The 12,410-nt window shown below is 75.0% G+C and carries 5 protein-coding genes; all 5 read left to right on the top strand.

Going from position 1 to position 12,410, the window contains the following annotated elements; translation table 11 throughout:
- A partial coding sequence (locus ACZ6RT_RS37265) for an SDR family NAD(P)-dependent oxidoreductase (RefSeq protein WP_470158816.1) occupies nucleotides 1-4,013 on the top strand: 4,013 nt, incomplete at its 5' end.
- Nucleotides 4,014-4,165: 152 nt separating this feature from the next.
- Complete coding sequence (locus tag ACZ6RT_RS37260; protein ID WP_399197303.1) at nucleotides 4,166-4,966, top strand: ABC transporter ATP-binding protein; 801 nt, start codon at nucleotides 4,166-4,168, stop codon at nucleotides 4,964-4,966.
- Nucleotides 4,966-7,524: an FtsX-like permease family protein gene (locus tag ACZ6RT_RS37255; protein WP_470158814.1), complete on the top strand. Its 2,559-nt coding sequence runs from the start codon at nucleotides 4,966-4,968 to the stop codon at nucleotides 7,522-7,524. The genes ACZ6RT_RS37260 and ACZ6RT_RS37255 overlap by 1 nt, the downstream gene beginning before the upstream one ends.
- Before the next feature lie 422 nt (nucleotides 7,525-7,946).
- Nucleotides 7,947-9,245, top strand: coding sequence for an activator-dependent family glycosyltransferase (locus ACZ6RT_RS37250; protein ID WP_470158812.1), 1,299 nt, complete (start codon nucleotides 7,947-7,949; stop codon nucleotides 9,243-9,245).
- Between the two features lie 263 nt (nucleotides 9,246-9,508).
- Nucleotides 9,509-12,410: type I polyketide synthase (locus ACZ6RT_RS37245; protein WP_470158810.1), on the top strand; the 2,902-nt coding region annotated here is incomplete at its 3' end.

Below are 12,410 nucleotides of genomic sequence, written 5' to 3'. Positions count from 1 at the left end.
ACCGCGACGAACCCGCCGAGCTGGTCACCGCCCTGGCCACCCTGCACACCAGGGGAGTCGCTGTGGACTGGGAGACGTTCTTCACCGACGCCGCCCGGACCGGCCACGCGTCCGCGGCGAAGGCCAACGGCCACACCAACGGGACCAACGGGACCGGTGCGGCCGGGCCCCGCAGGATAGAACTGCCGACCTACGCCTTCCAGCACCGCCACTACTGGCTGCAGACCGACGGGCTCACCGGTGACGCGACCGGCTTCGGCCAGGTCCCCGCCGAACACCCGCTCCTCGGCGCGGTGGTGACGCTGCCCGAGTCCGGCGGAGCCGTGCTGACCGGCCGCGTCTCGCTGAACAGCCACCCCTGGCTGGCCGACCACACCATCCTGGACACGGTCATCGTGCCGGGTACGGCCTTCGTCGAGCTGGCCGTCCGCGCGGGCACCCAGGTCGGCTGCGCCGGCGTCGAGGAGCTCACCCTGGAGGCCCCGCTCGTCCTGCCCGGCAGGGACGCGGTCGCGCTGCAGGCCGTCATCGGCGGCGCCGACGACTCCGGACGCCGCCCGCTGTCGCTGTACTCCAGGAGCGGGGCGGACGACGAGCCCTGGACGCGGCACGCCACCGGCGTGCTGACGCCGTCCGCCGAGCCCGGTGACTTCGACCTGGCCGAATGGCCACCACCCGGTGCCCGGCCGATACCGGTGGACGGGCTCTACGACCGGCTGGCCTCCGAGGGGGCCGGCTACGGCCCGGCCTTCCAGGGACTGCGCGCCGCGTGGCGCCGGGACGACGAGGTGTTCGCCGAGGTCGTGCTGCCCGACGGCGTCGCCGGTGACGCCGCGCGCTTCGGCATCCACCCCGCCCTGCTGGACGCCGCGCTGCACGCCGTCGAGCTCGGCGGGAGCACCGCGCCGCAGGGACAGGTCGAGCTGCCGTTCGCCTGGAACGGGGTCGCGCTGCACGCGACCGGCGCCTCGTCGGTGCGGGTACGGGTCCGGCGGAACGGCTCCGACGCCGCGTCGCTCCAGGTGGCCGACGGCACCGGTGCCCCGGTGGTCAGCATCGGTTCCCTGGTGATGCGTCCCGTCACCGGCGACCGGCTCGGCGCCGCCCGCGACACCCGCGGGGAGTCGCTGTTCCGGGTCGACTGGACGTCCGTGCCCGTCGTCGCCGACGGCGGCGTACCGGGGGGCGGGGGATGGCTCGTCCTCGGTGCCGAGGACGGCGAGCTGGGCCGGGCGCTGCGCTCGGCCGGGCTGGAGGTCCCCTTCGCCGCCGACCTCGCCGCGCTGCGCGCCATGCCCGCCCTGCCCGGGACGGTGCTGGTCGCCGCCCCCGGCGAGCCGGCCACCGGCCCGTCCGGCACCCCGCCCCGGGCGGCGTACGACGCGACGCTGCGCACCCTGGACCTGCTGGGCGCCTGGCTCGCCGACGAGGCCCTCGCCGGGACCCGGCTGGCGGTGGTGACCGAGGGCGCGGTCAGGACCGGCTCCGGCGACGGCCCGCCCGACCTCGTACAGGCACCCCTGTGGGGTCTGGTCCGCGCGGCGCAGGCGGAGAACCCCGGACGGTTCCTGCTCGTCGACGTGGACGGCACCGACGACTCCCGGCGCGCCCTGCCCGCCGTGCTGAACACGGGCGAACCCGAGCTGGCCCTGCGCGAGGGCACGGCCCTGGCGCCGCGCCTGGCGAGGGCCGCCTCGGCGGGCATGCTCGAACCGCCGCCCGGCACGACGGCCTGGCGCTTGGAGGTGACCACGCCGGGCACGCTCGACAGCCTCGCGCTGACGGCCTGCGACGCCGCCGAGCGTCCGCTGGAGCCGGGCCAGGTACGCCTGGCGGTCCGCGCGGGCGGCCTGAACTTCCGCGACGTCATGATCACCCTCGGCATGTACCCGGGCAGGGCCGACCTGGGCGCGGACGCCGCCGGAGTGGTCGTCGAGGTCGGGCCCGGAGTGCCGGGCCTGGCGCCCGGCGACCGCGTGATGGGACTCGTCGACGCCGGGTTCGGCCCCTACGCGGTGGTCGACCACCGGATGGTCGTGCCGATCCCGTCCGGCTGGACCTTCGCCGAGGCGGCCGCGGTGCCCGCCGTGTTCGCCACCGCCTACTACGGCCTGGTCGACCTGGCCGGGCTGCGCCAGGGCGAGTCGGTGCTCGTGCACGCCGCCGCTGGCGGTGTCGGCATGGCCGCCGTACAGCTGGCCGCCCACCTGGGCGCGGAGGTCTACGGCACGGTGAGCGACGGCAAGCGGGACGCGCTGCGGGCGCTCGGCGTCGCCGACGACCACATCGCCTCCTCCCGCGACCTGGGATTCTCGCGGCGCTTCCTGGAGGCCACCGGCGGGCGCGGCGTCGACGTCGTGCTCAACTCGCTGGCGGGGGAGTTCGTCGACGCCTCCCTGGACCTGCTGCCGCGCGGCGGCCGGTTCGCCGAGATGGGCAAGACCGACGTGCGCCAGGCCGGGCAGGTCGCGGCCGGGCACCCCGGTGTCTCCTACCACGCGTTCGACCTGTCCGACGCCGGTCCCGACCGGACCGCGGAGATCCTGGTCGAGCTGGTCCGGCTGTTCGAGCGGGGCGTGCTCGTCCCGCCGCCGGTCCGTACCTGGGACGTGCGCCAGGCCCCCGAGGCGTTCCGCTTCATGGCGCAGGCCAGGCACGTCGGCAAGCTCGTGCTCACCGTGCCCGTACCGCTCGACCCGGAGGGGACGGTGCTCGTCACCGGCGGCACCGGCGGGCTCGGCGCCCTGGTCGCGCGGCACCTCGTCACCGCCCACGGCGCCCGCCACCTCGTGCTGGCAGGGCGGCGCGGGCCGGACGCCCCGGGGACCGGGCCGCTCCGCGAGGAGCTGGCCGCGGCCGGGGCCGAGGTCACCGTCGTCGCCTGCGACGTCGCCGACCGGGACGCGCTGGCCGCGCTGCTCGGGGACCTGCCCGGGGGACGGCCGCTCACCGCGGTCGTGCACACGGCCGGTGTCGTGGCCGACGGCGTCGTCGGCTCCCTGACCCCCGGCCAGGTCGACACCGTCTGGCGGCCCAAGCCCGACGCCGCCTGGCACCTGCACGAGCTCACCCGCGACCTCGACCTGTCGGCGTTCGTGCTGTTCTCGTCCTCGGCCGGCACGCTCGACGGCGGCGGCCAGGGCAACTACGCGGCCGCCAACGCGTTCCTGGACGCGCTGGCCGCCCGCCGCAGGTCCGCGGGCCTGCCGGCGGTGTCCCTCGCCTGGGGCATGTGGGCGCCCGAGGTGGGCGGCATGACGGCCCGGCTGGGCGAGACCGACCTGCGCAGGCTGCGCCGGTCCGGCCTGCTGCCGCTGACGGCCGAGGCCGGGCTGGAGCTGTTCGACGCCTCCCTCGGTCTCGGTGAGGCCGCGCTGGTGCCGATCAGGCTGGAGCTGGCGGCGCTGCGCTCCCGGGACGACGCGCCACCGGCGATGCTCCGCGGGCTGGTCACCGTCACGACCCGGCGGGCGGCCCGCGACGCCGCCCCGGCCCCGGCCGAGCGCTCGCTGCAGGAGCGGCTGCAGGCGCTGTCGCCCGGCGGACGCGACCGCCTGCTGACCGACCTGGTCCGCACCCACGTCGCCGCGGTCCTCGGGCACGCCGACGAGGACGCGGTGGACCCGCTCCGGCCGTTCAAGGAGCTGGGCTTCGACTCGCTGACCGCCGTCGAGCTGCGCAACCGGCTCGGCGCCGCCACCGGGGTACGGCTGCCGGCGACCCTCATCTTCGACTACCCGACCCTGGCCTCGGTCGCCGAGCACATCAGGGGCGAGCTGGTCACCGAGGAGCCGCCTGCGGCGACGCTGGAGGCGGAGCTGGCCAGGCTGGAGCGGGCGATGGAGAGCGTCGCGCCCGATCCGGCCGAGCACGAGAGGATAACCGGCCGCCTGCGCGCCCTCACCTCCCGGTGGATCGAGACGCACCGGGGGGAGACGCCGGGGACCGGCGGGCCTGAGCTCGGATCGGCGACCGCCGACGAGCTGTTCGACATCCTCGACAGCGAACTGTGACGGCTTTCGGCCGGGACCGAGCCCCTCGTACCCGGTACGAGGGGCTCGGTCCCGGGAACCCCCGGATCCTCACGACGCCCCGCCCCAGGGATGAAGGGAATGGCTCTTCAGATCGATGTGTCGGTTACCGTCCACTGATTAACTTTCGTCCTATGGAGACCGAAGGGATCAGCGAGCAGAGCGACCGGACAGACGAGATCGTCCGCCTCGAATCGGTGCGGAAGTCCTACCGGAGCGGGACGGACTCCGTCCTCGCCCTGGGGGGTGTGACGATCGGCTGCCCGCGCGGCAGCGTGACCGCGATCATCGGACCGTCCGGTTCGGGCAAGAGCACGCTCCTGCAGTGTGCGGCCGGGCTCGACCGGCCCACCTCCGGGACGGTGACCCTCGACGGGGAGGAGCTGAACGGGCTCGACGAGACGGCGCTGACCAGGCTGCACCGCGACCGGGTCGGCTTCATCTTCCAGACGTTCAACCTGCTGCCCGCCCTGGACGTGGAGGAGAACGTCACCCTGCCGCTCGCGCTGTCGGGCCGGAGCGCCGATCCCTCCCTCCTGGTCGACGTGATCCGCAGGGTCGGCCTGGCCGAGCACATGCGCCACCGGCCGTTCGAGCTGTCCCCGGGGCAGCGCCAGCGGGTCGCCATCGCCCGCGCGCTCGTCACCCGCCACGCGGTGATCTTCGCCGACGAGCCGACCGGCGCGCTGGACGCCCGCGACACCGACGAGGTCCTCGGCCTGCTCCAGGAGACGGTGCGCGAGACCGGGCAGACGGTCGTCATGGCCAGCCACGACCCGCTGGTCGCCTCCTACGCCGACCGGGTCGCCTTCCTGTCCGCCGGCCGCATCGTCGACGAGCTGAACTTCCCCGTCGACCGGGCGGTGATCCAGCGGATGACCCACCTCGGCGTCTGGGACAGGCCCCCCGGGCCGGAGAGAGGGGTCGCGGGCTGATGTGGAGGCTGGCTCTGCGCACACTCCAGTTCCGCAAGGACGTCTTCGCCGCCGTCTTCACCGCGATGTTCCTCGGCGCGGTCATGATCTCGGCCGCCGGGGCGCTGATGGAGACCGGCGTGCGCGAGGTCCTGCCTCCCCAGCGCCTGGCCGGGGCGCCGATCGTGATCGCCGGCGACCCGTCCTACGCCATGCCCAAGGCCGACCCCCGGGACGACGACACCGAGTGGACGCGCCTGACCGAACGGGTGCGGCTCGGCGCCGCCCTGCTCGACACCGTGCGCGCCCTCCCGGGCGTGGAACGGGTGATCGGCGACCTGTCGTTCCCGGCCACCGTCCTGCTCGGGGACCGGCCCGCGGCCACCGGGCACGACTGGAGCTCCGCCGCCCTGGCGCCCTACCGGCTCCGGCAGGGCACCGCGCCGGCCGGCCCCGGCGACGTGGTGCTCGACTCCGCGACGGCCGGGCGCTCGGGCCTGCGGGCCGGTGACAGCGTCCGGATCGCGGTCGCCGGCGTCACCCGCGTCTACCGGGTGACCGGCGTCGCCGCCCCCGCAGGCGGCCGCGAGATCACCGGGGCCGCGCTCTTCTTCTCCGCCCCGGACGCGCGTCACCTGGCCGGGCACCCGGGCACGGTCGACGCGGCCGCCGTCCTGCCCGACCCCGGGACCGACGCCGCGGCACTGCGCGCCAGGATCCAGGACACGCTGCGCGGGCACGCCGCGGTGGCGCTGACCGGTGACCGGCGCGGCCTGGCCGAGTTCCCCGACGGCAGGGACGGCGCCGAGAACCTCGTCGTCATCTCCGGGGTGACCGCGGGGATCACGTTCATGGTCGCGCTGCTCGCCGTGGCGAGCACGCTCGGCATGTCGGTCCAGAACCGCGGGCGGGAGATGGCGCTGCTGCGGGGGATGGGCACGTCCCGGGCGCGGATCCGGCGCATGGTGCTGGCCGAGGCGATGACGGTCTCCGCGGTCGCCGTCGTACCGGGCAGCCTGCTCGGGCCCTATCTCGGCCACCGGCTCTTCCGGCTGCTGGTGGCCGACGGGGTGGTGCCGGAGGTGATGCCGTTCCAGCAGGGCTGGACCCCGGTCCTGGTCTCGGCGGTGGTCTGCCTGCTCGCCGCGGCCGCGGCCGCGTTCCTCCCGGCCAGGCGGGCGTCACTGGTCCCGGCCGTCGGCAGGCCCGCCGGCGCGGCGCTCCGGGGCCGCCCGCTCGGCCCCGTACGGTCGGCGATCACGGTCCTCTGCCTGGGCGGCGGCGCCGCGCTCGCGGTCTCGGTGGTGGTGGCGCCCCGCCCGCCCGCGGCGGGCACGGCCACCCTCACCGTGCTCGCCCTGTCGGTGGGGATGGCCCTGGTCGCCCCCCTGACGACGCGGGCGATGACCGACGCGCTCCGCCAGCCGGTACGCGCCCTGTTCGGCCAGATCGGCCACCTGGCGATCCTCAACGCGCGGGCCCGGACGGTCCGGGTGGCCGCCGCGGCCACGCCCATCATGCTCGTCACCGGGATCGCCCTGTCCAACGTCTACCTGCAGACCAGCCCCGCGGACGCGGCCGAGCGCGTGTACGTCGAGCGGCTGCGCGCCGACGTCGTGCTGACCGCGGGCACCGGGGGACTGGCCTCCGGGGTGCTGGACCGGGTCCGGTCCGTCCCGGGCGTCGCGGGCGCCTCGGAGTTCGTGACCGGCACCGCGTTCCTGGAGCGCCCCTACGACGTCTGGCAGAACGACGACGGCTGGCCCGTCCAGGGGATCACCGCCGAGGCGGCCGAGTCGGTGACCGCGTTCCGGCTCGTCGCGGGCTCGCTCGCCGACCTGCGCGGGAACTCCGTCGCGCTGGCCGAGGGACACGCTCTGCAACTGGGCCGCGACCTCGGGGACACCGTCACGATGCGCCTGGGCGACGGACACGCGGTTGACCTCAGGGTGGTCGCGCTGCTGTCGGCCAGGCCGGGGGACGAGACGATCCTGATGCCCGCCTCCCTGCTGGCCTCGCACACCACGGCCGGCCTGCCGCCCCAGATCCTCGTGCGCGCGGCCACGCCCGGCGCCGTCCCCGCGGTCAGGGCCGCCCTGGCCGAGGTGGGCGGCACGATCCCCGGGATGCGGGTGTCCGACGCGAGCGTGCTGTCCGTCGTGCACACCGAGCGGCAGCGGACGCGGGCCTGGGTGAACTACCTGTTCATCGGCACGGTGCTCGCCTTCGTGGTGATCTCGGTGATCAGCATCCAGGCGGCGGGCGCGGCGCGGCGCGGCAGGGAGTTCGGGCTGCAACGGCTGATCGGCTCCAGCCGGGGACAGGTACTGCGGATGATGGGCATCGAGGGCGTCCTGGTCACCGTCATCGGCGTGGTGCTGGGCACCGTGGTGTTCGTCCCGGTCCTGCTGCTCTTCACCATCGCGATCAGCGGTTCCCCGCTCCCGTCGGGGCCGGTCTACCTCTACGTCATCGTGGTCTGCGCAGCGGGCCTGTCGGCGCTGATGGGGGCGCTGCCGCCCGCGTGGGCCGCGACCCGCGCCCGCCCCGTGACGACCGTCCGGCCCTCCGACCCGTAGGGCGGGGCGTCCGTCCCACCCCTGCCCGGGGACCCCTGCCCCTGCCCGGCCCGGGTCCCCGGGTCCTCGCGCGCGCCCGTCCCCGCCGGTGCCCGCGACCCACCCCGCCACCCCCTTCCTGACCTGCTCGTGCGGCAGGTGGCCCTGCCCCGGACGGGGCCGGGGACGCGGTCTCCCACAGGGGAGGCTGAGGGGTGCGCTAGGGGTCGGTTTCCCGGTACGGGTGTATGTAGCGTGCTAATCGAGCCGGCGTGGAGAACGGTGACCGGAAGATCGCCGGCCCGGATCCTCCGGCCGGATCCCAGAACCGTTCCGGACCTCGCCGGTGCGGTACGCCGCCCCGGCGTACGAAGGCGAGTGCCCCGGCCTCATGGCGCGCGGGCCGACCGGTCGTGCGATCTAGTCATTCGGAGGAAGTCTTCATGCGTGTCCTGTTCACCATGCACGCCGCGGCCGCCCACCTGTTCCTGGTGGTCCCGATCGCGTGGGCCCTCAAGGCCGCGGGTCACGAGGTGATCGTCGCCACGCAGCCGGACATCGTCGACGACGTCACCAGGACCGGCCTGACCGCGCTGCCGGTGGGCGACCCCTCCAACATCGCCGAGCGGCTCGCGAGCATCCCCGCCGACCAGCAGATCTTCGGCTCCGGCTACGACATCGCCGAGGAACGGCCCGAGGTGCTCACCTACGAGTACGTCCGCGACTGCATGGCCGCGTTCGCCTCGCCCCTCGCGCTGGACCTCATCACCGACGACTCGATGTACGACGACCTGGTCGGCTTCTGCCGCGAGTGGCGGCCGGACCTGGTGGTCTGGGACTCCATCACCTTCCCCGGCATGGTCGCGGCCCGCGCCTGCGGCGCCGCGCACGTCCGGTCCACCTTCGGACGCGACCACTGGGGACGGATGCGCTCGCTCTTCCTCCGGCTGCGCGCGGAACGGCCCGGCGCGGCCGACGAGGACCCGGTGGCCGACTGGGTCACCGCGAAGCTGGCCAGGTACGGCTGCGCCTACGAAGAGGAGGCCGTCCTCGGGCAGGCCACCGTCGACTCCATGCCGGTCTGGACGCGCTTCCCGGTCGAGCACGACTACCTGCCCGTCCGGTTCATCCCCTACAACGGCCCCGCCGTCATCCCCGACTGGCTGAAGACGGCCGGGCCCGGACGCCCCCGCGTCTGCTTCACCCTGGGCGTGTCAGGCCGCGAGGTCTGGGGCGGCAACGGCAGCATCCGGGCCACCGACCTGTTCGAGGCCGTGGCCGACCTCGACGTCGAGGTGGTCGCGACCCTCAACGCCGCCCAGCTCGACCCCGACGTCAAGGTGCCCGACAACATCAGGGTCGTCGACTACGTCCCGCTCAACTCGCTGCTGCCCGGATGCTCGGTCATCGTCCACCACGGCGGCACCGGGACGTTCGGCACCTCGATCGCGCACGGGGTGCCGCAGCTCGTCGTCCCCGCGAAGCTCTACGACGAGGGGGGCATGGCCCGGCAGGTGGCCGCGGAGGGCGCCGGCCTCGTCATCCGGCCCGAGGACCTCTCGGCCGCGACCCTGCGGGAGGGCCTGCTGCGGCTGCTCGGCGAACCGTCCTTCACGGAGAACGCCGCCAGGATCAGGCAGGTGGCGGAGACCACCCCCACCCCGCACGACCTCGTGCGCGACCTGGAGGAGGTCGTCGCCCTGCACCGGGCGCGCTCCGGCGAGCGGACGCCGACCGGCTGACCCCTCCCTCCTCCGCACCGGCCGGCCGGATCCGCGCCGGCCGGCCGGATCCGCGCCGACCGGCCGGATCCGCGCCGGCCGGAACCCTTCGTGCCGACCGGCACGGAACCCTTCGTGCCGGTCGGCACGGAAACCTCCGCGCCGACCGGGTGCGGAACGCCGAACACGGGTCGCCCCGCGATGCGAGCGCCCTTTCCCTCATGCCTCGACCCGGTACGCACCGTCGGCCGGGCGAGGCCCTCTCACGGTCCGACAGGGGTGACGTGGTGGAGAACGACGGCAAGATTCTCGACTATCTGCGCAAGGCGACCGCGGACCTGCGGGAGACCCGTCAGAGGTTGCGGGAGGCCGAGAGCAGGCAGACCGAACCGATCGCGATCGTCGGGATGAGCTGCCGCTTCCCCGGCGGCGCCGACACGCCCGAGGCGCTGTGGCGGCTGCTGGCCGAGGGCGCGGACGCCGTCTCGTCGTTCCCGGAGAACCGGGGCTGGGACGTCGAGAACCTCTACGACCCCGACCCCGACCGCCCCGGCAAGAGCTACACCCGCTCGGGCGGCTTCCTGTACGACGCCGCCGAGTTCGACCCCGCCTTCTTCGGGATCAACCCGCGCGAGGCCGTGGCGATGGACCCGCAGCAGCGGCTGCTGCTGGAGACCGCCTGGGAGGCGTTCGAGGACGCCGGGATCGACCCGACCTCCGCGCGCGGCACCTCCGTCGGCGTGTACACCGGGGTGATCTACCACGACTACGGCTCCCGGATCCGCGTCGTCCCCGAGGACCTGGGCGGCTACATCGGCAACGGCAGCGACGGCAGCGTCGCCTCCGGCCGGGTGGCCTACGTCCTGGGCCTGGAGGGCCCGGCCGTCTCGGTCGACACCGCCTGCTCGTCGTCCCTGGTCGCGCTGCACCTGGGGGTCCAGGCGCTGCGCCAGGGTGAGTGCTCCATGGCCCTGGCGGGCGGGGTCACGGTCATGTCCACGCCCAGCACCTTCGTGGAGTTCAGCCGCCAGCGCGGCCTGTCGCCCGACGGCCGCTGCAAGGCGTTCGCCGCCGCCGCCGACGGGACCGGCTGGGGCGAGGGCGCGGGCATGCTCCTGCTGGAACGCCTCTCGGACGCCGTCCGCCTGGGACACCCGGTGCTGGCGGTCGTCCGCGGCTCGGCGATCAACCAGGACGGCGCGAGCAGCGGCCTGACCGCGCCGAACGGCCCGGCGCAGCAGCGGGTCATCCGACAGGCCCTGGACAACGCGCGCCTGTCGGCCGCCCAGGTCGACGCCGTCGAGGCGCACGGCACCGGCACCGCGCTGGGCGACCCGATCGAGGCGCAGGCGCTGCTGGCCACGTACGGGCGCGACCGGGGCGACGCCGCGCCGCTCCGGCTGGGATCGATCAAGTCGAACATCGGGCACACCCAGGGCGCCGCCGGGGTCGCCGGCGTCATCAAGATGGTGCTGGCGATGCGGCACGGCGTGCTGCCCCGGACCCTGCACGTGGACGAGCCGTCCCCGCACGTCGACTGGTCGGCCGGTGACGTCACCCTGCTGACCGAGAGCGAGCCCTGGGAGACCGGCGGCGCCCCGCGCCGGGCCGCGGTGTCCTCCTTCGGCGTCAGCGGCACCAACGCCCACGTCATCCTGGAGCAGGCCCCCGAGCCGGAGCCCGCCGCCCCGGCGCCGTCCGGCGAGCCCGCCACGCCCGTGTCATCCGCGCCCGCGGCCCCCGACCCGGTCGTGCCCTGGGTGATCTCCGGCAGGGGCGCGGACGCGCTGCGGGCGCAGGCGGAACGCCTCGCGGCCCACCTGGACGCCGACACCGGCCTCTCCCCGGTCGACGTCGGCCACTCCTCGGTCGTCTCCCGGACCGCCTTCCCGCACCGCGCCGTGGTCGTCGGCACCGGCCGCGAGGAGCTGCTGGCCGGCGTGCGCGCCGTGGCCGCGGGCACCGCCGCGCCGAACGTCGTCCGCGGCACCGCGTACCCCGCCCCCGGGGTGGTGTTCGTCTTCCCCGGACAGGGACCCACCTGGGCGGGAATGGCCGTCGAGCTGATGGAGACCTCGCCGGTGTTCGCCGCCAGGCTCACCGAGTGCGCCGACGCGCTCTCCCACGTCGTCGACTGGAAGCTGGCGGAGGTGCTGCGCGGCGAGCCCGGCGCGCCGCCGCTGGACCGGGTGGACGTGGTCCAGCCCGCCCTGTGGGCCGTCATGGTCTCGCTGGCGGAGCTGTGGCGCTCGTACGGCGTGGAACCCGACGCCGTGGTCGGCCACTCGCAGGGCGAGGTCGCCGCCGCCTGCGTGGCGGGCGCGCTGTCGCTGGAGGACGCCGCGAAGATCGTCGCGCTCCGCAGCCTCGCCATCGGCGAGCGGCTGTCCGGCAGCGGCGGAATGGTGGCCGTCTCCCTGCCGCAGGACCGGATGCGCGAGCGGCTCGCCCCCTGGGGCGACCGCGTGTCGGTGTCCGCGGTGAACGGCCCGGGCTCGACGGTGCTCTCCGCCGACACGGCCACCCTGGACGAGGTGCTCGAAAGCCTCCTCGCCGAGGGCGTCCGCGCCAAGAGGATCTCGATCGACTACCCCTCGCACTCGGCGTACGTGGAGCCGCTCAAGGAGCGGATCACCGACGGCCTGGCGGGGATCGCCCCCAGGTCGGTGGAGGTCCCGTTCTACTCCACGGTGACCGGCGGGCCGATCGACACCGCCGGGCTGGACGCCGACTACTGGTACACCAACCTCCGCAGGCAGGTGCGTTTCGACGAGGCCGTCCGCGCCCTGCTCGGGCAGGGCCACCGGGTGTTCATCGAGGTCGGCCCGCACCCGGTGCTGGCCATGGGCGTCCAGGAGACCGTGGAGGCCATGGGCGCCGACGCGGTCGCGATCGGGTCGCTGCGCCGCGGCGAAGGCGGCATGGACCGGTTCGTCACCTCGCTGGCCGAGGCGTACGTGCACGGGGCACCGGTGGACTGGACACCGCTGTTCGCCCCCCACGACCCGCGCCGGGTCAAGCTGCCCACCTACGCCTTCCAGCGCGAGCGCTACTGGCTCGACGCGACCGACACCGTCGACCTGACGTCCGCCGGTCTGGGTTCGGTGGATCATCCGTTGCTGGGTGCGGTGGTGGTGGTGGCCGATTCGCAGGGGGTGTTGTTCTCGGGGCGGTTGTCGCTGGGGT

The organism is Streptosporangium sp. NPDC050148, assembly GCF_055586505.1.
Note: the sequence above shows the minus strand (reverse complement) of the source record. Positions and strands in the feature narration are given on the sequence as shown.